This is a genomic window from Serratia sp. root2, assembly GCF_031931805.1.
GTDB classification, from domain to species: Bacteria; Pseudomonadota; Gammaproteobacteria; order Enterobacterales; family Enterobacteriaceae; genus Serratia; species Serratia inhibens.
On the sequence record NZ_JAUJXB010000001.1, the window covers coordinates 2,030,588 to 2,052,590 of the forward strand.

A 22,003-nucleotide genomic window follows, 5' to 3' on the forward strand; every position below is an offset into this window, starting at 1 on the left:
AAAACCGCTTGTTAATTTCAGTATACGAACAGAAAGGCCATTTTGCCCTTGGACGCCGCTAATAACTGTTATTTCATTAAGCTACCCGGTTTTTAGCGGATAAAAAAGCAGGACTATCATCCATGCACACAAAAAAATAGCCACCCCAGGGCGGCTATTTTCAGATTATTAGCGGGCTTTTTTGCGTTTACGGCGTTTCCACCGTAGCCGCGCCCAGCGCAGGCGGCTCATTGGCGAAACCGCGCAGCCCCACTACGTGCACGTGCTCATGGTTCTGGAACACCTTACGCACCAGCTTATAAGTAGTGCCTTTTTCCGGGCTGATGTTTTCCGGCGCGGCGATAATCAGCTGCATTTCCAGACGATCGCACAGCTCGAACAGCGTTGCGATGGACTTGGCATCCAGTCGCGCCGCTTCATCGAGGAACAGCAGGCGGCAAGGTGAGATATCCTTGCCACGCAGGCGGCGTGACTCCTCTTCCCAACTCTGCACCACCATCACCAGAATCGACATCCCGGTCCCTATCGCTTCCCCGGTAGACAACGCGCCGCTCTCGGCACGCAGCCAACCGTCAGAGCCGCGGAACACTTCCACTTCCAGCTCCAGATAGTTACGGTAATCCAGCAGCTCTTCGCCGATAGTCTGCGGCGTGCGTTGGCCCATATCAATCTGCGGGTTCAGGCGCTGATACAACTTGGCCAACGCTTCAGAGAAGGTCAGACGGTTGCTGTTGAACAGATCCTGATGCTGCTCTCGCTGTTCGGCAAGCACATCCAGCAGCGTCGCATGCGCTTCGCGCACGTTGACGTTCAGCCGCACGCTCTTCACCTGACCGAAAGATACCGCCTGCAGACCCTGGTTGAGCATACGGATGCGGTTCTGTTCACGCTGAATGGTTTTACGGATGATATTCGCCACGCTCTTGGAACTGATCGCCAGCTTCTGCTCACGTGCGGTCAGTTCTTCGGTCAGGCGCCCCAGCTCGATTTCCATCTGTTCGATGGCCTCAACCGGGTCATCGGTACGAATGATATCCTGGCGAATACGCTCGCGCAGATGCTGATACACCGCGATATAGAACTGAATTTTGCGTTCCGGGCGCTTTGGATCTTCCGACAAGCGCAGAACGTCGCGCAGATGTTCGTTATCCGACACCGCCAGACGCAACGCACCCAGTGCCTTATCCGACATCGAGCGCAGCTCGTCACCGTCCATATAAGCCAGTTCGCGACGGTGCAGACGGCGTTCAACGCCGTTGTCTTTCACCATGCGCATGACCGCACACCAGCCCGCCTTGGCGGTCACCACCTGCTCACGCAGTTGGTGATAGTCGCGCTCCAACTTGCGCAGTTTCTTCTGCAGGCTGTCCATCTCCGCTTCGCAGAAGGTCAGCTGTTTTTCCAGTTGATTACGGCGTGCACGGTTGGTACTCAGCGCCGCATGCAGCTCGTCACGACGCGCTCGCGCTCGCGCCTCGGCATTGGCATCGGCTTGCACACCGATATCCACCAGCTCCTGGCTCAGCTCTTTCAGCATGTCGCGCTTGGCGTCATACGAACTTTTCAGCGATGCCAGCACCTGGCTGTACTGGGTAAATTGGGTTTGATACTGGCGCAGTTGCTCACGGGCGCGGGTACGTTCCGCTTCCGCATGCTCCAGACGCTGACGCAGTTTGTCGTTAAGATCGTTGTTGGCATTCTGCATGCCGGCCGAGTCGGTATAACCAAAGTGCGCGCGACGCTGTACCACTTCGATCAGAGCAAACGCCTGCTGCTTGGCCTGACGTTGTACGCTCTGCGCCTGGGTGTAATCCTGCTGCAGCTGTTCATGCTGTTGCGGGTCGCTTTGCAACACCGACAGCAAGGGTTCCAGCTTGGTCAGGGAGACGCCATGTTGCTGAATATGGCGCGCGGCATCCTGCGCCTCTTCCAGCTCTTCGCGGATTTCTTCCACCCGGTCCTGCAGGGTGTCGTCGTTCAACAGCGACACCAATGGCATCAGGCGGTTGAGCGCCGAGATGCCCTCTTTCGCCTGATCGTACTGCTGCCGCTGCTGCTGGTTCTGCGCTTCATGGTTATTCAGCGCACGCTCGATTTCACCGCGACGGGTATTGAGGCCACGGATCTCCGCTTCCGGATCGGCGTCAAACGCCACCGCCAGATGAGAGCCGATAAAGCGGCTGAAAGCCTGATGCGAACGCTGGGTCTTTTGCACGTCGAATGATAGCGTCGCGTAGCGCTCAGCCAGCGTTTCACGCTCGGCATGCAGCACTTCCAGGCGGTTTTCACGCGCGGCGCGGCCAAACAGCGGCACTTCCGGGTAACGCGAATAACGCCACTGGCGATCGGCGGTTTTCACCAACACCGCCCTGTCCTGCTCTTCGACGGCGAACACGCTGTCATCGAACGACTGCGGATCCCCTTCGATCAGATAGAGATCTTCCGGGCAGTCTTCGAGACCTTCCAGCATCTCGCGCACCAGCGACAGATCCGGCACCACGATCGCGTGGCGCGATGGGCCGTACAGCGCCGAGAAGTAAGGCGCATCGTCGATGGTGACATCGTCGTAAATTTCAGAAAGCAGCACGCCGCCAAAACGTTCGGCCAGGGTCACCAGACGCTGATCTTCCGCGCCGCCGGGCTGGCTAAGGCGTTCGATTTGCGCTTCGACTTCACGCTTGCGGGCAGCCACTTCGTCGCGCTCAACGGTGGTTTCACGTTCGCGCTCCAGCAGCTGCTGCATGAACTCGGTCACCTGCTGGCTGCTTTCCAGTTCTTCACCGCTCTGCTCGCTAAGCTGACTCAGGGAGTCCTGCGCCGCCAACCAGACTGGCGCGCGGGCGGTCAGCTCACGGATGCGCTGCTGGATCTGTTCCAGTTCCTGACGCATTTCCATCCGGCGCTCGCCGGCGTCGCTGACGCTCTGCGACAGCGATTCCAGACGCTCTTCCAACTCTTGCAACAGCGCATCGAGATCGTCCGGCTGATACTCCTGACCGTGGCGCTTGCAGAACTCCTGCAGCAGACGCTCGGCATCTTGTTGGGAGCGCAGACGCTGTTCCAGCTCGCTCAAGCGCATGCGCAGCGGCTGCACGCGTTCGGCAAGGTGCTGCTGCGAAGGCCAGTCGCGCAACAATTCGCGCGCACATTGCCAGGCTTCACTGCGGCTGACCTGGCCGGCGATTTTACCCACCAGCTGATAAGCTTGTTCAAACTGGCCGTGCGCGGCGTCGGCCACGCTCAGTTTCTGCTCGAGCATCAGCAACGCTTCCGTCGCTTCCTGCTCACGCGCCTGGAAAGTATCCAGCCACTGTTCGGCATTTTCAGCGGTCAGTTCTGGCAGCTGGCACAGCCCACGCGCGCGTTCCAATGCCTGCAACGCCTGCTGATACTGAATGGCGCGGGTCTGCTGCACGTCGAGCGCCTGCTGGTAGTCGGCGAGCTGGCTTTTCAGTTCATCCACTTCCAGCTCGGCCGCCTCGGCGCGCGCTTCGTTTTCTGCCTGTTGCTCACTGGCCTCGGCAACCACTTCGTTCTGTTCTTCCAGGCGGTAGGTCAGCTCTTCCAGATCGCCTTCATAGCGTTCGATCTTTTCCTGCTGACGCATCGCCGTCTGCACCAGATTCAGGTGATCGCTGGCGGCCTGGTAGTCGGTTTCCAAATCGGATTCCGCACCGCTCTGCTCGGCCAGCTCACGCGCCATTTCCACGTGGCGATACTGCTCGGCGGCCAGTTGTTTACGGCTGCCCAGCAGATCGCTGCGCAGCGCCAGCGCGCCGTCCAGATGAATGCGCCGTTCGTTGGCATGGCGCATGTAGTCTGCCGCCACGTAGGACGTGGCTTCGGAAATCAGGTGTTTGAACAGGTCACGGTCCGACTGAGTGACGCGGATCGCTTCCAGCGTCATACGGTTTTCGCGCAGCGCCGCTTCCATATCCTGGAACGCCTTGCGCACGCCGCTGTTCTCCGGCAACAAATAGTCACGCAGCGAGCGGGTGATGGCGCTGGAAATCCCGCCGTACAGCGAGGCTTCGATCAGGCGGTAAAACTTGCTGCGATCGGCAGACGAACGCAGGCGTTTAGGGATCACGCCCAGATCGAACATTAAGGAGTGGTAGTCGGTGATCGAGTTGAACTGCTTGAACTGCACGCCTTCCATCTCTTCAACGCGATCTTTCAGTTCCTGCAACGTCAGCACGCGCGCCTGGCGCTCGCCCACCGTTTGGGTCAGAAGTTCTGTCGGCTGCACTGCCGTCGGCAGGCCCTGAATGGTGAACGGCTTGATGTCCACCTTGCGATCGCGGCCGGCTACCTGCTGCAGGCGCACACCGACCACCACGCGCTGATGGCGTGAGTTGATTACATCAAGCGTGGAGTAACAGACCCCGGCGCGCAGCTTGCCGTGCAAGCCCTTGTCGCGCGAACCGCTGGTGGCGCCGGCTTCGGTGGTATTACGAAAGTGCAGCAGCGTCAAATCGGGGATCAGCGCGGTGACGAAAGCCGCCATAGTGGTGGATTTCCCTGCCCCGTTACCGCCGGATAGCGTGGTCACCAACTCATCCAGATCAAAAGTGCGGGCAAAAAAGCCGTTCCAGTTGACCAGCGTCAGCGAGCGAAATTTACCGCGTTCAATCATTCCTGTTCATCCTCTGCACTGTCCGGAGTGTTATCAACCTGCTGGTCTTCAGCGTCGCTCTCGTCATTCAGCGACAGGCTGTTTTCAACCGGCATCGCCTCGCCGTCACGAATCATGCGCAGCTGTGCTTCACGCGGATCGTCACCGCTGCGCACGTCGGCGCCAAAGCGGAACACGGCTTCGGTGATACGGAACTTGCTGCTGTCATTGCCCATGAAATAGACCATGCCCAGACGACGCAGGCGGTTCAGCGAGGTACGCACTTTTTCGTGCAGTTTCTGACGATCGAGATCCGAACCGGTGGAGCGCTGGTTAACGAACTTCAACAATTTGGTCTCATCCGCCAGGCTCAGCAGCTCGTCGTACAGCTCCTGATGGCTGAAGATCCCCTCATGCGCCAGGCGCTCGGGGCTGAGATAGAGATAACACAGGATTTTTCCCACCATCATGTCCAGTTCGGACAGCACCGAACGCGGGATCAGGGTGGTGGAGCGCGGGCGCAGGTAGAAAAAACCTTCCGGCGCACGGATCAGTTCCACGCTGTAGCGAGTGTAAAACTCTTCCAGCTCGTCCTGAAAATCCATTAAGAAGGCGTGGTTGTCCAGCTCATCGATACCGATGTGACGACCCGCTCGCAGTTGGCTGTCAAGCGCAGGAAACAGCGCGTTAGACAATGCCTTGGCCAGCTTGACTGGCATTACTTGTTCAATATTTGTCGATGACATGGGCCTGGACCTTGGCTCCGTAATCATTGATTGCCTGCCATTGCGCTGGCAACCCTGAAAAATCTGCTTCAGCCACACCAAGGCGCACAGCCTGGTCGACCACTAAACGTGCTACGTCAAAATGACGCGCACGCGGATATTGCGCCAGATAATCGCGCATTACCGCCCCTAAATTGAGCGGCATCTGTTGTTCCTGATAAATTTTCAGCGCCTGTTCGATCATTGCCGCCAGCTGTTCGCGGATCTCGCTGAACTCTTCGAACTCCAGATCCGGCGGCAGTTCCCCGGTCACTTCCTCGCTGCGCAGCGCCAGTTCTTCGTCACGCATATCCAGCAGACGATCGGCGTTGGCATGGGTCAGCGTCCATGGGTTGTCAAAATAGTTTTGCACCGACTGGCGCAAACGCTGAGCGAACACACGGTTCTTATCCATGTCGATCGCGGTACGGATAAATTTATGCACATGGCGGTCGTAACCGATCCACAGGTCAATCGCCTGTTGGCCCCAGCTGATAATGCGGTCGAGCTTGCTTTGCAGATCGAACACCAGTTTGTCGACGAAGCCCAATTCCATCCCACCCAGCGTCGCATCCTGAATGCGCAGCAGGTTGGCCTGCAGCTTGTCGCCCGCCGCCTCAAGCGTATCTTGCAGCTCGCGCAACGTGCCGGAAGTTTCGGACAACAGCATTTCGCAACTGGAGATAGCCGCACGCCAGTCCTGGTTCAACAGTGCCGCGATATCTTCCTTCACGCCCTGCTGCTGTTCATCCATCAGCCGCTGGGTCATGTCGATACTGTCGAAGATTTCCGCCACCGAATATTTCAGCGGTGCAAACACGTTGCGGTGCCAATGGAAATCATCCCCGCCCTCTTCGGCGGCGTCGGCGGCGCGCTTCAGCTCCTCCGCCACGATCGACAGCTGCATCGACAGCCGTAACGTAGAGAATTCGCGCTGACGGATGTAGTAATCGGTGATACCTATGCCCAGCGGCGTCAGACGATAAATGGCGTTACCGTCTGCCAGTTCGCTGGTAAAGCGGTTTAACAGGCGCTGGCGCACCATGTCGTTAATCGCATTGTTGGCGCGGACCGCCACCGTTTCATGCGTCTGTTCGAAACCTTTGCTGACATGGCGAAATGCATCAACCAGCTCACCTTCGCTCATCTCGCCGTCCAGCCGCTCGCCGTTAAGGGTGGCGATAGCGAGCAAAAACGCGAGACGCTCCGTAGGGAGCGAAATAGAGAAATCATTTTTCCGTGCCCAGGCGACCAGTTCGGGTACTGTCTGGGAAAATTCACTCATAGTTCGTCCTTCAGGTTTGGTTTATGCGCCATGACGTGAATATAGCGCCCCAAACTCACGTACGGCTCCTGCCGGCAATAGTGCTGTTCAAGCGCCAGTAACTCTTCAAATTTTTGCGTCTGTAGCTGCCTGCTCTGCAGATAATCGTGGAACACCCGCACCCCGGTTTTCCCGCTGATGCGCATGCCCATTTGCTCCAGCCAGCCATAAACCTGCGGCGGGTTGTGCGGATATTGCGGCGACAAAGAACGTTTTCTGCGCCTTCTGATCTCGGGATTCACCAGTTGGAAATTACCCAACACCACGTTGCGCATCAAGAGGCCGTTGGCATTAAAGAACATCAATGACAGCGCGCCACCGGGCAGCAGGCAGTTGAACAACTCTTGCAACGCCACCTCAGGTTCAGCAATCCATTCAAGCACCGCATGGAACAATATCAGATCAACCGGCTGTTCCAAGTGCTGACCAATGTCCTGCGCTGAACTTTGTATGAATTGCATGTTCTGGCTCACACCTTTCTGTTCAGCCAATTGCGCAGCGCGTTGGATCATCTCACCAGAGAGATCGCACAACAACACCTGATGTCCTAATTCTGCCAATTGGCAAGCCATGTGGCCTTCGCCGCCACCGGCATCCAGAATGCGCAGCGGCCGCTGCGGCAACTGGGCCAACAGCGTGGTCAGGTCCTGCCAGACTACCGCCTGACGGATCTTCCCTTTGGTGGTGCCGTAAATATTACGCGCAAACTTTTCAGCAATATCGTCAAAATTGCGATCCTGCATGGACAACGGCTCCGCTGATCTTATCCTGATGGGGGCAAAGCGCCAGCCCATTCAAACCTGCTATTTTGGCACAGACTGGCTTAGAATGAATCTTCTTGCGGCCTGATTGTGCCCGGATGTCGTTTTTTCGCCCAAAAGGACCTGATTTTTGATGCTGTTCAACCTGAAAAAGTTCATTGGCGCCATTTTAATGCCATTACCTGCGCTGCTGCTGTTGATGGGGCTGGCGCTGTTGCTGCTGTGGTTCACCCGCTGGCAAAAAAGCGGCAGAGTAATTTTATCACTGAGCTGGCTGTTTTTACTGCTTTTCAGCCTGCAGCCGGTGGCCGACCGGCTGTTGCGACCTATTGAGTCTGAATATGTAACCTATCGTGGCAATGACCAGGTGAATTATATCGTGGTGCTGGGTGGCGGCTATACCTTTAACCCGGATTGGGCGCCCAGCTCCAATCTGATAGGTAACAGCCTGCCGCGAGTGACGGAGGGCGTGCGCTTATATCTCGCGCATCCGGGCACCAAAATGGTGTTCACCGGCGCCGGCGGTGCCAATACCTTGAGCAACGCAGCGACAGCGGCGCAGGTAGCGGAAAGCCTGGGGGTACCGCGTAGCGACATGGTGTTGTTGGATCGCCCGATGGATACAGAGCAGGAGGCGTTGCAGGTGTCGAAGCTGGTCGGCCGGCAACCGTTTATTTTGGTGACCTCAGCCAACCATTTGCCGCGGGCAATGCGCTTTTTTGAAGCCAAAGGGCTGCACCCTATCCCGGCGCCGGCCAATCAGTTGGCCATCAGCTCAAGGCTGAATATTTGGGATCGCGTGGTACCCTCGGCCATGTTCCTGGGCCATAGCGAACGCGCCTGGTATGAAACCTTGGGCAGCCTGTGGCAATCGCTGAAAGGGGCTGATAAAGCCGCTGTCGACTAATCCGCAAGCCAGGGCAGCAGCTGTTTCGACGCATGGTCAAACAGCTGCCGGTCCAGCTTACCGGTGTGAATCAACCGCCCTGCCGCTTCCCACACGCCATACAGCCATCGCCTCGCCAGGAACGATTCCGATACCGGGGCCCGCTGCAAATAATAAAACATCAGTTGGCTGGGCATCCCCGCCTCGCACAACCTGAACAGCTCATATTCGCGCGGGGCCCACAGCATCATCCCAGGGTTGAGCATCGCCAGCAGTTGGTCGCTTTTTGCATCTTTCAGCATACTGCGCAGCGACAGATTGCCGTGCACCAACACGCAAGGGTCGTCGAAACCGACAAAAAAATGGGTCAGCGCTTCTCGCGTGCGGTACAACAAGCGGCGATCGGCCATCGTCAACTGCGGCGAGTTGAGGTTGCCGAGCGTCGACCACAGCACCTCGACCCGCTGCTGATACCAGCAAAACCAGTCGTTTTCCTGCGTGCTGTCAACCGTGCCAACGCAACCGTGGCTGTCGATACGGTGCCAGGCCAAAATGCCGTCAACGATCTGTTCCATCAGCATAGTCCAGCGGTTCGGCGTGCGTGTCGGCGCCTCTGCCGACACGCCCCGCAAACGTTCGATCAGCAAGATTTCTTTATAGGGCGCCTGATGGGTATAGACCACGCCATACACCGTCGGCAGGCGGATATCGCCTTCACGCGCCAGCATCGACAGCTTATAGGCTTCCTGCTGGGCGATCCCCTGGCAGACAAAGCTTTTTGCCATCAGCGGGATTGCGTGGCCCTGTTGATCGTACAGCGAATACATGTGTGCATAAGGCTGTTCGCTAACGCGTTCCAGCCGGCTGATAGATTCACCCAGCACAATACTCAGTTCGGCGCGTAACTGCTCCATAAGGAAATAGCCTCAAGAGAAAGGAGGAGACGCTGACATCATCGAACGGTAAGCAAAAAAAAGCTTCAACGCAGATCAACAAAATGGGGATAAAAAAGGCGGGAAATTGTACTGCCGGCACACCAGGTGACATGCCGGCGTTTACTGCTCAGCCTTTGATGCTGTCGCGCACACGCTGCAGATCTTCCGGCGTATCAACACCCACGGTTGGAATGGCTTTAGCGACCGCCACGTGGATTTTTTCACCGTACCACAGCACCCGCAGTTGCTCCAGCAGCTCAATTTGCTCCAGCTGGCTTGGTGCCCAACTGACATAACGGCGCACAAAACCGGCACGATAGGCATAAATGCCTATATGGCGCAGCAGGCTGTCGCCGATACTTTCTTTGGATTGAGCAAAGCGCTCGCGATCCCAGGGAATGGTGGCGCGGGAAAAGTAGAGCGCATAGCCCTGTGCATCCATCACAACTTTGACGGCATTGGGGTTAAAGGCTTCTTCCGCGCTATCGATCGGCACCGCCAGAGTCGCCATACCGGCCTGGCAGGCTGCCAGGTTTTCAGCTACCTGACGTACGATCACCGGCGGGATAAGCGGCTCATCACCCTGTACGTTAACGATAATTTCGTCATCGGCAAAACCGTAGTGCTCGATCACTTCCGCCAGGCGTTCGGTACCGGAATGGTGATTCGGGCTGGTCATGCACACTTCACCACCGGCAGCTTTGACCGCTTCAGCCACCTCGGGGTGATCGGTCGCTACGATAACGCGGCTGGCGCCGGACTCACGCGCACGCTCCATCACGTGCACCACCATTGGCTTACCGTGAATATCGGCCAGCGGCTTGCCGGGCAAACGGGTTGATGCGTAACGGGCTGGAATAATAGCGATAAAACTCATGCGTGTTTCTCATCCAATGACAGCGCACGCGCTTCGTTTTCCAACAGCACGGGAATGCCATCACGCAGCGGATAGGCGAGGCCGTCCACTTTGCAGACCAGTTCCTGATTTTCTTTATTGAAATAGAGCTTACCGTTGCAGACCGGACAGGCAACGATTTCGAGTAAACGGTGGTCCATGCTTCCTCCAGGGTGGAGATCTAAAGTGCGTGAGAATAGCATAACGCTATGCGCCAGGTTAATCACCGGCTGTTTTACCGCTGCATTTTAATCTGGCCCCGGGATTGAAGTGACTGCTATGCATGCGTATAATTTTGTGACTCAAGTCACAAAAAAGCATCTTTCCCATGATCAAGCGTATTCACAAAATCATCGCCCTGTTTGCCAATTTCAGCAATTGAGGCCTCTATCTGGTTGTAACGAGCGGCGCTGACAATTCGTTTTCCTCACGCTGACGACACCGTTCGTTATTCCACTTCCCAGCCTTCACCCCATTCTATGGCCAGTTGAGCCGGAATATCCCCCAGCGTCACCTGTTTGGCCCCGTGCCATTTTGCACTGCGGGTAATTGCCTGCCGGAGATCCTGCGTGCGCTGTTTACCAAAACGAACGTTGGCCTGAGGATGGAAACTGATAATTTCAAAAATGCCCTGTCGTCGATGCATTTTTGCATCAATGCGGCCAATCAACTCGCCCCGATGCAACACCGGCAAGGTGAAATACCCGTACTGTCGCTTCTCCTTCGGTGTATAGCACTCCAGCCGGTAATCGAAATTGAACAGCTCCAGCGCACGTCGTCGATCCCAAACCACGGGATCAAACGGAGAAAGCAAGGTAGTCACACTGGATTTTAGCGCCCCTCGCTCCGCCAACTGCAGTTCTTGCGCCAGTGAATGATGCACGTAAAAATCGCCGTCCAGCCCATCAATGACCACCGGCGCTATTTCGCCCTGCTGTTGTAGCGATGCCAGCAGCGCTTTCGGCGCAACTCGCTTCAGACGGTAGTAATCAGCCAACCATTCAGCCCTGAAAATCCCCAGGTAACGACAGGTTCGGCTGAGCATTTCCTGCTGCGCATTGCCCGCAGGTAACGCATGACGCTCATCATCCCAGTGCGGCAATAGCCTTTCGGTCAGATCGTAGACACGATGAAAATTACGCCGTTCAGACACCATCAGTTTACCGGCGGTGAACAAGATTTCGAGATGACGCTTTTCCGGCTTCCAATCCCACCAACCGCTATTTCCTTTCTTCTCGGCATTAAAATCCGCCGAACGTACCGGCCCACCAGCTTCGATATGCAATAGCAGATCGTCCATTGCCGTCTGGTGCTTTTGCACCCACTCTTCAGAATATTTCCAGCCCATACCCTGCGGATGCAACATGCGGTGGCGCAACAGGCCAAAATCTTCGATGGGTAAAAAACAGGCTTCATGCGCCCAATATTCGAACAGCTGACGGCTGGCCAGCGCCTGCTCCAGCCATTCAGGCTGATAGTCGCCCAGGCGACTGAACAACACCAGATAGGGGCTGCGTGCAACAACGCTGATGGTATCGATTTGCAGTAACCCCATACGCTGAATGGTGGTAACCACATCATCAGGTTTGGCTCTGCGTTTAATCGGGGATAACAGCCCTTGTGCGGCAAGATGAAGCGCGCGGGCGGCGGCAAGAGAAATAACCGGGGTAATCATCCTGACATCCAAAGTCGTTAAGCGATGGCTCGATAATAGTGGATATCAGAAGATTTTTCTTCGCCAGTGCTTGGGGTGGCGGCACCGGCACTGGCGAGGAAGGAGTGGGTCAGAACGCGATAACGTCTGCCGCTGACAGCCCGTGGGAGCTGCGATAGATCGAGAACTCAACGTTCTGACCTTCGTTTAATGATTTATTTTTGGTATTGGCGATAGAACGACGGCTTACATAGATTTCGTCACTACCATCTACCGGTGAAATAAAACCATAACCTGCGGCCTGATCAAACCATTTCACCCGGCCCATTTGTAACACAGTATTTTTAAACATAAGTTATATCCTTTTACTTGAGCATCCTTAACAACGTTATTTTTATTATTGTTGGATGCTACCAGCCCATCCTAAAGTTTTTCGTAACAAACCTCTCGTGAGCAAAAAATTAAAAACCCGCACTATGCGGGCTTGTTGAACTTAATATCTTCCGCAATGAATCAGCGTCAACGCTTCATCATGGTTGTATTAAACTCTCTTTACGTTATTCCCTGTTTATTTACAGAGCCACAACGTTGGCGGCAGCCGGCCCGCGCGGGCTGTCCTCGATGGTATACTCAACACGCTGGCCTTCAGCCAGGGTTTTGAAACCGTCGGTCGCGATTGCAGAGAAATGTACGAATACATCTTTACCGCCGTCGCTCTGCTCAATGAAACCAAAACCTTTGCTTTCGTTGAACCACTTCACCTGACCCGTCTTCTTAGACATTACACATTTACCTTTTAAATATATATACAAAACCTGCCATAAGGCAATTTAGGCCGTTTTTAGGAACATTACTTATGGGAGGTACTTAGAAGGTTCGTCTTTGAAGCGGAATCGGATGATAACGTTTTTGGAGGAACTGCTTAAATCTAGACTCGAACATAAATAGGTCTGTATCACAGGCCGACGAGCATTTACTCATAAATTCACCCTTTGCACAAGGGGTTTATTGGTCTATTTTTATCATTCCGCCGAATTCATTTTTATGTCTATGATTGTTCATAGATTAATTTCTTTATTTTTACAGATTTCACTCAAAATCACTGCCTTCCAGAAGGCCGTTATCTCCGCCAGTTCCCAGGCAAATGAGAGCTAACGCATAAAAATCCAATATGCTTGTCCAAGCTATAACAAAAACCAACCGAGATAGCTAAACTTGGGGTGAAAACAAGGTGGATGGCCATTCAGCCAGTACTTTTACCGCCCAAAATACTATTTTTCAGATTATCCTGAATAAAGGAGCTATGCGCATGACCGCCCAGCAGTTCGTCTCACCGAATGAAATCCGCGCCAGGTTCTCGCACGCCATGTCAGATATGTACCAAAAAGAGGTACCGCTGTATGGCGATTTGCTCGAACTGGTTGCGGAAACCAACCGACAGGTCCTGCGCGAAGATGCAGCATTGGCTCATCAGTTACAAATTACCGGCGAAATCGAAAGGCTGACCATGGAGCGCCACGGGGCAATTCGGGTGGGCACAGCGGAGGAACTGGCTACGCTGCGGCGGTTGTTTAACGTTATGGGCATGTCGCCGGTCGGATATTACGACCTGGCCGTGGCGGGAGTTCCGGTGCATTCCACCGCATTTCGCGCGGTGCATGAAGATGCGTTGCAGATCAGTCCATTCCGTGTTTTTACCTCCTTATTACGCTTGGAACTGATTGAAAGCCCGGCGTTGCGTGAGTTGGCGCAGCAACTGCTGGCTCGCCGCAGCATCTTTACCGAACGGGTGCTGGAATTGATCGTCTTGCAGGAAGCTCAGGGCGGGTTGGATGACGACCAGGCCACAGAGTTTATCGAACAAGCGTTGGAAACTTTTCGTTGGCACAATCGGGCGACCGTCAGTGTCGCCGAATATCAACAATTGCACGATCAGCACCGTCTGATTGCAGACGTTGTGGCATTCAAGGGCCCGCATATCAACCATTTGACGCCACGCACGCTGAATATCGACCTCGTCCAGCAAGCGATGCCCGGCCGGGGAATAACGCCTAAGGCCGTTATCGAAGGCCCGCCGCCTCGCCGTCGGCCAATTTTGCTTCGCCAGACCAGCTTTAAAGCGCTGGAAGAAAGCGTAGCCTTTGTTGAACATGACGGCAGCACCCTGGGCGGACACCATACTGCGCGTTTTGGCGAAATCGAGCAGCGTGGCGTAGCGCTGACCCCGAAAGGCCGAGCTCTGTATGATCGCCTGTTGCAAGCTACCAACGATGCCTTGCAGGCACCGCCAAGTGAAAAAAACGCCGATCGGTACAATCAGTTGCTGGCGGAAAACTTCCAGGCGTTTCCGGACGATTTTGCAACCTTGCGTGAGCAGCAACTGGCCTGGTTCCGCTATTTCCCTACCGAGTGTGGCCTGGCGGCCAAAGATTCGCTGGATAAACACAGTACGCTGGAGCAGTTGATAGCTCAGGAACACATTCGCTTTCAGCCTTTGGTGTATGAAGACTTCTTACCGGTCAGCGCAGCGGGCATTTTCCAGTCTAACCTGGGCGACAACCGACATGCGCAGTACAATGCAGCATCGAGCCGTTCCGCTTTCGAACAGGCGCTGGGTGCAGAGGTGATTGATGAATTGGCGCTGTATGAGCAAACACAGCAGCGTTCGATAAACGCCTGCGCGCAAGCTCTGGGGCTTAACGCGCTGGCCGTTTGAGTTATTTAGTCAGCAGAGCTTCGATACTTTGCAGCAACGGCTCGGCCTGATTGGAGGGAAGAACCGCATCAACCGGTAAATACCACCAGTTAGGCTGGGCAAAAATGCGGCATTTGACCGCATCTTTTTCAGTCATCAATAGCGTTTGCTCAGATGACGTCAACGCGGCCAGTTGAGCATATTGGTACTCTTGGTGATCGGCGAATGCCACTTCCTTCTCGACATCCACACCAAGCTTTTCCAGCGTGGCGAAGAAGCGCGGGGGATGGCCAATCCCGGCCATTGCCACCACGTGCGGCAACTCAGCCACCGGCCGGCGCGCACCGCTGGCGATATTAACCGCCTCGCGCGCTTGCAACTGCATGGCAATTTCACCCGCCTGAGCCACGCCGCCGTTGGCGATCCGCGCATTAACGCTGCTCAAGCGCGATGCGCGTTCACGCATCGGTCCTGCTGGTAACCACCAGCCATTGCCAAAACGGCGCACACCGTCGATCACCACCAGTTCAAAATCACGCTGCAACGCGTAATGCTGCAAACCGTCATCAGTGATGACAACGTCGAGTTTCTGCTGTTGCAGCAGTGCCTGTACCGCTTCCGCACGCTTTGGCGAAATGGCCACTGGCGCACCGGTGCGTTGATAAATCAATACCGGTTCATCGCCCGCCTGCTGGGTCGTAGTGTATTCGTCCAATACCAACGGATAAGATGCCGCTTTGCCACCATAACCGCGTGATACCACACCCACCCGGTAACCACGCTGTTGCAGTTGCTCAACCAGCCAGATCACCATCGGCGTTTTACCGTTGCCGCCGGCGGTAAGGTTTCCCACCACTACCACCGGCACCGGCGCACGCCAGCTTTTACGCAGACCGCAGCGATAACTCAGCCGAATCAAGCCGCTGACCAAACCATACAGCCAGGACAGCGGCAGTAACAGCAGATATACCAGTGAACTACCCGACCAAATGCGCTCGATCATTATTGACCGAACTGCATGCGGTGAAGCTGCGCGTAGACCCCGCGCTGTTCGATCAATACGGCATGCTCACCACGTTCAACGATGCGCCCATCTTCCACCACCAGGATCTCATCAGCCTTTTCAATGGTCGACAAGCGGTGCGCGATCACCAGCGAAGTGCGGTTTTTCTGCAGTTCATCCAATGCAGCCTGAATGGCGCGTTCTGATTCCGTATCCAGCGCTGAAGTGGCTTCATCAAGGATCAGAATCGGGCAGTCACGTAGCAGTGCGCGCGCTATGGCAATACGCTGACGCTGTCCACCGGACAACATCACGCCATTCTCACCGATCACCGTATCCAGGCCGTTCTCCATTTTCTCAATGAAGTCCATGGCATAAGCCATTCGTGCAGCTTTTTCGATATCTTCCCGGCTGTAGCGTTTCTCGCGGGCGTAGGCGATATTGTTGGCGATGGTGTCGTTGAACAGATGAACGTTTTGCGATACCAAAGCTACCTGATCGCGCAGTGACGCTAAAGTATACTCACGCAAGTCATGCCCGTCCATCAGGATTTCACCTTCCTGGACGTCATAGAAGCGGGTCAGCAGGTTGGCAATTGTCGATTTGCCGGAACCTGAACGGCCAACCAGCGCCACCGTTTTCCCTTCAGAAATGCTGAGGCTGATATCACGCAACGCCGGAGTTTCTTTCCCTGGGTAATAGAAAGTCACGTTACGGAATTCGATGTCACCTTTTGCACGCGCCACTTCACGGGTGCCAGTATCTTTTTCCTGCTCCATATCCAGAATGGAGAACAGCGTTTGACAAGCTGCCATCCCACGTTGGAACTGGGCGTTGACGTTGGTCAGCGACTTAAGTGGACGCATTAACGCAATCATCGACGAGAATACCACGGTGATAGTACCGGCGGTCAGAGTCTCCATCACGCTCGGGAAGCTGGCTGCATACAACACAAACGCCAGTGCCAACGATGCAATCAGCTGAATAATCGGATCTGAAATGGAAGAAGCGGAAACCAGCTTCATACCCTGTTGACGCATACGGTTACTGACGGAGTTAAAACGATCGGTCTCAACCTGCTGGCCGCCAAAAATCAGCACTTCTTTATGGCCTTTCAGCATCTGCTCAGCACTGGTCGTCACCTGCCCCATGGTGTTCTGCATATTTTTGCTGATATTGCGGAAACGCTTGGAAACGATGCGGATAGCAATAGATACGATCGGCGCCAATACAATCAAGATCACCGACAGTTGCCAGCTGTAATAAAACATCATGCCGAATAACGCAATAATCGATGCACCTTCACGCACCACGGTCACTAACGCACTGGAGGAGGAGGAAGCCACCTGCTCAGAATCGTAGGTGATACGCGACAACAGCGTACCGGTAGACTGTTGATCGAAGAAGGATACCGGCATTCTCATCATGTGGCCAAACAACCGGCGGCGCATATGCATCACCACCATGCCGGACACCCATGAAATACAGTAGCTGGAAACGAAGCCCGTCAGACCACGAACCACCATCAGGCCAATAACGACCAACGGCATCCAAAGCAAGATGCTGCTCTCGGTTTTCCCAAAACCGTCATCCAATAAAGGTTTAAGTAAGGACAGCATAAAGGCATCGCTGGCCGCGTTTAAAATCAACGCAATGGCGGCCACAATCAGCCCGGTCTTAAAAGGAGTGATCATCGGCCAGAGGCGACGGAAAGTCTGCCAGGTGGAGAGATCTTTATCATTCATCATGCAAATACCAGCATCGGAAGAAATAGCGGCCCATTTTACTCATTATCACCCTCTACGCCAAACCGCTGATGGTACCAACGGGGCATTAATTGTTCACGAAAGCCTTTAATTTGCCAATCGTTGTCGAAAAAAAGCACGGATATCTGACCTGAGCGCGAAGTATCGCGCCATATGATGCCATTTTCCAGATATCTGGCGATAACTTTAACAGCGGGTAATCGCCATTTGTTGTAACGAGATGCGGACGCTAAAGCTACCTCCGGCGCTACCGCGCGCAGAAAGGGCGGCGTTGAGGACGTCCTGCTACCGTGATGTGGAACCTGAAGCACCGTGGATGCCAGCCGCTCGCGTTGTGATCTGAGCAACTGTGCCTCCGCTTTCTTTTCCACGTCACCGGTCAGTAACAGGCTATATTGGCCATCATCGACGCGGATCACGCAGGAGTCGTCGTTAACCGGTCGTTTGAGCGCTTTCGGTGGCCATAACACCTGAAATTGCAGCGACTGCCACTGCCAGTTTTCGCCGGCCACACAAGGTAAATGAAGCGGATCAAGTATTGGGCTGCGTACAGTGGCCCGAGGAAATGCCTGACGCACCTCTTCCAGCCCTCCGGTATGGTCAAGATGATCGTGGCTGATGATAATTTGCTCCAGGGAGATACCCCGCCAGTTGAGCATGGGTAAAATATGACGTCCCGCAGCACTCCCCGTCGCCCAGCGATCGCCGGTATCAAACAATACCCCTTTGCCGTTACTTTCGATCACTATCGCCAGGCCATGGCCGACGTCCAGCATATCGACCCGCCAACGATATGCGGGTTCTTTTTCTCGCCACAGTACGCAGCATATCGCTACTGCGGCCAATCCCGCCGCATAGCTTAACCACCAGTGGAAACGCCAACAGATAACCAACAGCCAGCCAGCCGCGCTGACCAGCAGCGAGGCGGCACCCAGATCGACCCAACCACGCTGCAAATAATACAGCGGCGTGAACACCCATAGCAGTGTCAAATCGGCCAACCACCATAACCCACCGCTCAATAGCGGCAAGGCACCGCAAATCACCGCAAGCAAAATCAAGGGAACCGTCACCAGTGAAACCACGGGTACTGCCCACAGATTCGCCGGCATAGAGGTCAACGTCAGCCCAAGAAACAAAGCGGCTTGCATCGGCACCAGCAGCAACGTGATACCGAGTTGAATATGCAGCCAGCGTACAGGAGCCCAGTACCAGGCTGAGCGGAAACGGGCGCTTAACGGCACCCATTCGAACCAAAAGACCAGGCAAGCAACCGCCAATACCGATAACCAGAAGCTGTCCGACAGTACCGCCAGCGGATCGCAGACCAGAATTAACCCCACGCACCACAGCCATACCTGCCAGGAAGTGCAGTGAACGCCGCGTAGACGTAGCAGCATCCACAATGTTAACGCCACAGCGGTACGTACTGCCGGGGGCTGTGCGCCTGCCAGCCAGACATACGCCAAGGTGCCAAACCAACTGACCAGCAGTGGAAAGCGGTAGCCGATCAGATGAACGGGCAATAATAACTGAACCGCCCGCAGCGCCAACCAAATCAATATGGCCGCCATAGCCACATGCAGACCTGAAATTGCCATCAGGTGAGCAATGCCGGTTTTCAGCATCAAAGTACGTAACGCCGGATCCAGCGAGGTTCTCTCACCAAACGCTAAAGCCAGCAATACCGATTTATAACGCAGGTCGCCAATATTACTCTCGGCATGGCTGATAATACGCTGCCGCCAGTTGCACCTCCCCTCCAGCAGCCTGGCGCTTTTCACCTGCGCAGTCAGTGGTTGACGTTGCGCCATCGCCCAACGCTGGCTATCGAATCCACCCTCATTCAGTTTGCCGTGCACCGCTCTCAGACGCAGCCGGAGCTCCCAGCGTTGCCCAGCGCACAGTTGCGGCCCTTCCGGCTGCCAGACGGTAGTAAAGGCAATTGAAGGCGTTAACCAGCGCCCATTAACCTGTTCGATGCGCATTAGCGTTTGTCGGCTGGCTGCGGGTACCAAAGTAACACCGGTAACCTGCACCACTGCGGTCACCTCTGGCCCACGGCTCAGGCGTTCGACTTGCATCACCAGATTCCCGGCGTTGAAGGTCGCCCACAGAAAACCCAGTGCTCCCCAAGCAATAAATTGGCAGCCCACCCAACGGAAACGCAACATCAAGCTAACGGGCAAAACAACCAGCAAAGTTGTTAATACATCGGGTAACTGCGGTAGCACCAGTAACGGCAGAATACCGCAGACGACGGCGATAACCGCCAGATCCAGCGAAGTTTTAATCGACCTTTCTCCCGTCCGACAGAGGACATGCAACTACTGCACATCACACTCCGTAGACAGGATTGTTCCCCCGTTGTCAGGCAGCCACCAGCGCCAATGCGACGGCTCGCGGCACACACAGCAGGTTAACGATACAGGTTTCATTTATTGACACTGAAATGCGGTGTAGCGTGCAAAATAAAGTCAGAACGGGAGACTAAGAAATCAGAAAACAGGTGAACGACAGGCAAAAAAAACGGTGCCCTAAGGCACCGTTTATATTCTTTACAAGCAACAACTCTATGGATAATCAGTGATTAACCATAGATATTGGCGCGGTCACGCAACTCTTTACCTGGCTTGAAGTGAGGAACGTACTTGCCGTCCAACTCAACTTTATCACCAGTTTTCGGGTTGCGACCAACGCGCGGAGCACGGTAGTGAAGAGAAAAACTGCCGAATCCGCGGATCTCGATGCGTTCACCATCGGCTAACGTTGCAGCCATGTGCTCTAACATCTCTTTCACTGCATCCTCAACGGCTTTCGCCGGTACATGAGATTGCTGGCCAGCAAGTCTTTCAATAAGTTCAGACTTGGTCATGAGTCCTCCAAGCTTTGCAGCTAAACTACCGTATCGGGGCGGTCAGAAACCGCCCCCCGTCATTACTCGCCTTTAGCCGCTTTGAAAGCTTCAGCCATTGCATTAGAGAAGTTGCTTTCTTCCTGCTTGTTGTTAACAGTTGCGATAGCGTCTTTCTCGTCAGCTTCGTCCTTAGCACGTACGGACAGGCTTACTACACGGTTCTTACGGTCAACGCCGGTGAATTTAGCTTCAACGTCGTCACCTACATTCAGAACCAGAGTTGCATCTTCAATGCGGTCGCGAGAGGCTTCAGATGCACGCAGGTAACCTTCTACGCCGCCTGCTAATTCAACTGTAGCACCTTTGGCGTCAACTGCAGTGACTTTACCAGTAACAATAGTACCTTTCTTGTTCATAGACAGGTAGTTATTGAACGGGTCTTCAGCCAGTTGCTTCACGCCCAGGGAGATACGCTCGCGCTCTGCGTCAACTTGCAGAACAACCGCTGCGATTTCGTCGCCTTTCTTGTATTCACGTACTGCTTCTTCGCCTGCAACGTTCCAGGAGATGTCAGACAGGTGAACCAGGCCGTCGATACCGCCGTCCAGGCCGATGAAGATACCGAAGTCAGTGATAGACTTGATTTTACCTTCAACGCGGTCGCCCTTGTTGTGGGTTTCTGCGAACAGCTGCCATGGGTTAGATTTGCACTGCTTCAGGCCCAGGGAAATACGACGACGCTCTTCATCGATGTCCAGAACCATAACTTCCACTACATCGCCCACGTTAACAACTTTGGACGGATGGATGTTTTTGTTGGTCCAATCCATTTCAGAAACGTGTACCAGACCTTCAACGCCTTCTTCGATTTCTACGAAGCAGCCGTAATCAGTCAGGTTGGTTACACGACCAGTCAGCTTGGTGCCTTCTGGGTAACGTTTCGCGATAGCAACCCATGGATCTTCGCCCAGTTGTTTCAGGCCCAGGGAAACACGAGTACGCTCGCGGTCGAACTTCAGCACTTTAACAGTGATTTCGTCGCCAACGTTGACGATTTCGCTTGGATGCTTAACGCGTTTCCAAGCCATATCAGTGATGTGCAGCAGGCCGTCTACGCCGCCCAGATCAACGAATGCACCGTAGTCAGTGAGGTTCTTAACGATACCTTTAACTTCCATGCCTTCCTGCAGGTTTTCCAGCAGTTGATCGCGTTCTGCGCTGTTTTCGGATTCGATAACCGCACGGCGAGAAACTACAACGTTGTTGCGTTTCTGGTCCAGCTTGATGACTTTGAACTCAAGCTCTTTGCCTTCCAGGTGCAGAGTGTCACGTACTGGACGCACGTCAACCAGGGAACCTGGCAGGAACGCACGAATACCGTTCAGCTCTACAGTGAAGCCACCCTTAACTTTGCCGTTGATAACACCGACGACAGTTTCAGCTTCTTCGTAAGCTTTTTCCAGCGTGATCCAAGCTTCGTGACGCTTAGCTTTCTCACGGGACAGCAGAGTTTCACCGAAGCCATCTTCAACAGCGTCCAGCGCAACGTCAACTTCGTCGCCTACCTGGATTTCCAGCTCGCCCTGTGCGTTTTTGAATTGCTCAGCCGGGATGGCAGACTCAGATTTCAAACCGGCGTCAACCAGTACTACGTCTTTGTCGATAGCAACTACAACGCCACGAACGATGGAACCCGGACGGGTTTCGATTGTTTTCAGGGATTCTTCAAAGAGTTGAGCGAAAGATTCAGTCATGTTTAATCTTCAGGGTTCTATAGTTTAACGTCCATTTAGCATCCCGCCGAATGGGGTTGTTTCACATACCCCGCCATTGGCTCCATGCCGACAG

General features: G+C 54.6%; 17 protein-coding genes. 2 read left to right on the plus strand and 15 right to left on the minus strand.

The window, feature by feature from the left end; translation table 11 throughout:
• Positions 1 to 187: 187 nt before the first annotated feature.
• The 4 genes from mukB to cmoM are packed head-to-tail and all read right to left on the minus strand — an operon-like array spanning position 188 to position 7,446.
• Complete coding sequence (gene mukB / locus QZQ97_RS09350) at positions 188 to 4,636, minus strand: chromosome partition protein MukB (RefSeq protein WP_311993202.1); 4,449 nt, start codon at positions 4,634 to 4,636, stop codon at positions 188 to 190.
• Complete coding sequence (gene mukE, locus QZQ97_RS09355) at positions 4,633 to 5,361, minus strand: chromosome partition protein MukE (protein ID WP_311993203.1); 729 nt, start codon at positions 5,359 to 5,361, stop codon at positions 4,633 to 4,635. Before mukE ends, mukB begins: the two co-directional genes overlap by 4 nt.
• Positions 5,342 to 6,664 (minus strand): chromosome partition protein MukF, encoded by a 1,323-nt coding sequence (mukF, locus tag QZQ97_RS09360; protein WP_013812305.1) that lies wholly within the window; start codon positions 6,662 to 6,664, stop codon positions 5,342 to 5,344. Before mukF ends, mukE begins: the two co-directional genes overlap by 20 nt.
• Entirely contained in the window at positions 6,661 to 7,446 is a 786-nt protein-coding gene (cmoM, locus tag QZQ97_RS09365) for a tRNA uridine 5-oxyacetic acid(34) methyltransferase CmoM (protein WP_311993204.1), read from the minus strand. The genes mukF and cmoM overlap by 4 nt, the downstream gene beginning before the upstream one ends.
• Before the next feature lie 151 nt (positions 7,447 to 7,597).
• Here cmoM and elyC point away from each other — a divergent pair, with 151 nt between their 5' ends.
• A complete protein-coding gene (gene elyC / locus QZQ97_RS09370) occupies positions 7,598 to 8,371 on the plus strand; it encodes an envelope biogenesis factor ElyC (protein ID WP_311993907.1) in 774 nt (257 codons plus the stop codon).
• On the opposite strand, the gene QZQ97_RS09375 is transcribed toward elyC, so the two are convergent.
• From QZQ97_RS09375 to cspE, 6 genes are all read right to left on the minus strand, one after another.
• Complete coding sequence (locus QZQ97_RS09375; RefSeq protein ID WP_311993205.1) at positions 8,368 to 9,264, minus strand: YcbJ family phosphotransferase; 897 nt, start codon at positions 9,262 to 9,264, stop codon at positions 8,368 to 8,370. The genes elyC and QZQ97_RS09375 overlap by 4 nt on opposite strands.
• Before the next feature lie 148 nt (positions 9,265 to 9,412).
• Positions 9,413 to 10,162, minus strand: a complete 750-nt coding sequence (gene kdsB, locus QZQ97_RS09380; protein ID WP_311993206.1) for a 3-deoxy-manno-octulosonate cytidylyltransferase — start codon at positions 10,160 to 10,162, stop codon at positions 9,413 to 9,415.
• Positions 10,159 to 10,341, minus strand: coding sequence for a Trm112 family protein (locus tag QZQ97_RS09385; RefSeq protein WP_006320791.1), 183 nt, complete (start codon positions 10,339 to 10,341; stop codon positions 10,159 to 10,161). The genes kdsB and QZQ97_RS09385 overlap by 4 nt, the downstream gene beginning before the upstream one ends.
• A gap of 287 nt (positions 10,342 to 10,628) precedes the next feature.
• Entirely contained in the window at positions 10,629 to 11,855 is a 1,227-nt protein-coding gene (locus QZQ97_RS09390; RefSeq protein ID WP_311993207.1) for a winged helix-turn-helix domain-containing protein, read from the minus strand.
• Between the two features lie 109 nt (positions 11,856 to 11,964).
• Complete coding sequence (locus tag QZQ97_RS09395; protein ID WP_006320799.1) at positions 11,965 to 12,186, minus strand: cold-shock protein; 222 nt, start codon at positions 12,184 to 12,186, stop codon at positions 11,965 to 11,967.
• A 220-nt stretch (positions 12,187 to 12,406) separates the two neighbouring features.
• Positions 12,407 to 12,616 (minus strand): transcription antiterminator/RNA stability regulator CspE, encoded by a 210-nt coding sequence (gene cspE / locus QZQ97_RS09400; protein ID WP_311993208.1) that lies wholly within the window; start codon positions 12,614 to 12,616, stop codon positions 12,407 to 12,409.
• Between the two features lie 527 nt (positions 12,617 to 13,143).
• On the opposite strand from cspE, the gene hglS reads away from it, so the two are divergent.
• Entirely contained in the window at positions 13,144 to 14,550 is a 1,407-nt protein-coding gene (hglS, locus tag QZQ97_RS09405) for a 2-oxoadipate dioxygenase/decarboxylase HglS (RefSeq protein WP_311993209.1), read from the plus strand.
• A gap of 1 nt (position 14,551) precedes the next feature.
• Here hglS and lpxK read toward each other — a convergent pair whose 3' ends face one another.
• The 5 genes from lpxK to rpsA form a co-directional block, all read right to left on the minus strand.
• Positions 14,552 to 15,532: a tetraacyldisaccharide 4'-kinase gene (gene lpxK, locus QZQ97_RS09410; protein WP_311993210.1), complete on the minus strand. Its 981-nt coding sequence runs from the start codon at positions 15,530 to 15,532 to the stop codon at positions 14,552 to 14,554.
• Positions 15,532 to 17,280 carry a lipid A ABC transporter ATP-binding protein/permease MsbA gene (gene msbA / locus QZQ97_RS09415; protein WP_311993211.1) on the minus strand — a complete coding sequence of 583 codons (1,749 nt, stop codon included), beginning with the start codon at positions 17,278 to 17,280 and terminating at the stop codon, positions 15,532 to 15,534. Before msbA ends, lpxK begins: the two co-directional genes overlap by 1 nt.
• Before the next feature lie 35 nt (positions 17,281 to 17,315).
• Positions 17,316 to 19,580 (minus strand): ComEC family protein, encoded by a 2,265-nt coding sequence (locus tag QZQ97_RS09420; protein ID WP_442995189.1) that lies wholly within the window; start codon positions 19,578 to 19,580, stop codon positions 17,316 to 17,318.
• Between the two features lie 308 nt (positions 19,581 to 19,888).
• Positions 19,889 to 20,173, minus strand: a complete 285-nt coding sequence (gene ihfB / locus QZQ97_RS09425; protein WP_004942652.1) for an integration host factor subunit beta — start codon at positions 20,171 to 20,173, stop codon at positions 19,889 to 19,891.
• Positions 20,174 to 20,235: 62 nt separating this feature from the next.
• Entirely contained in the window at positions 20,236 to 21,909 is a 1,674-nt protein-coding gene (gene rpsA, locus QZQ97_RS09430) for a 30S ribosomal protein S1 (protein ID WP_004942650.1), read from the minus strand.
• Positions 21,910 to 22,003: the final 94 nt, after the last annotated feature.

Coding starts and splice junctions, on each gene's coding strand:
- mukB (WP_311993202.1), bottom strand. CDS start 4,636: ATGATTGAACGCGGTAAATTTCGCTCGCTGACGCTGGTCAACTGGAAC.
- mukE (WP_311993203.1), bottom strand. CDS start 5,361: ATGTCATCGACAAATATTGAACAAGTAATGCCAGTCAAGCTGGCCAAG.
- mukF (WP_013812305.1), bottom strand. CDS start 6,664: ATGAGTGAATTTTCCCAGACAGTACCCGAACTGGTCGCCTGGGCACGG.
- cmoM (WP_311993204.1), bottom strand. CDS start 7,446: ATGCAGGATCGCAATTTTGACGATATTGCTGAAAAGTTTGCGCGTAAT.
- elyC (WP_311993907.1), top strand. CDS start 7,598: ATGCTGTTCAACCTGAAAAAGTTCATTGGCGCCATTTTAATGCCATTA.
- QZQ97_RS09375 (WP_311993205.1), bottom strand. CDS start 9,264: ATGGAGCAGTTACGCGCCGAACTGAGTATTGTGCTGGGTGAATCTATC.
- kdsB (WP_311993206.1), bottom strand. CDS start 10,162: ATGAGTTTTATCGCTATTATTCCAGCCCGTTACGCATCAACCCGTTTG.
- QZQ97_RS09385 (WP_006320791.1), bottom strand. CDS start 10,341: ATGGACCACCGTTTACTCGAAATCGTTGCCTGTCCGGTCTGCAACGGT.
- QZQ97_RS09390 (WP_311993207.1), bottom strand. CDS start 11,855: ATGATTACCCCGGTTATTTCTCTTGCCGCCGCCCGCGCGCTTCATCTT.
- QZQ97_RS09395 (WP_006320799.1), bottom strand. CDS start 12,186: ATGTTTAAAAATACTGTGTTACAAATGGGCCGGGTGAAATGGTTTGAT.
- cspE (WP_311993208.1), bottom strand. CDS start 12,616: ATGTCTAAGAAGACGGGTCAGGTGAAGTGGTTCAACGAAAGCAAAGGT.
- hglS (WP_311993209.1), top strand. CDS start 13,144: ATGACCGCCCAGCAGTTCGTCTCACCGAATGAAATCCGCGCCAGGTTC.
- lpxK (WP_311993210.1), bottom strand. CDS start 15,532: ATGATCGAGCGCATTTGGTCGGGTAGTTCACTGGTATATCTGCTGTTA.
- msbA (WP_311993211.1), bottom strand. CDS start 17,280: ATGATGAATGATAAAGATCTCTCCACCTGGCAGACTTTCCGTCGCCTC.
- ihfB (WP_004942652.1), bottom strand. CDS start 20,173: ATGACCAAGTCTGAACTTATTGAAAGACTTGCTGGCCAGCAATCTCAT.
- rpsA (WP_004942650.1), bottom strand. CDS start 21,909: ATGACTGAATCTTTCGCTCAACTCTTTGAAGAATCCCTGAAAACAATC.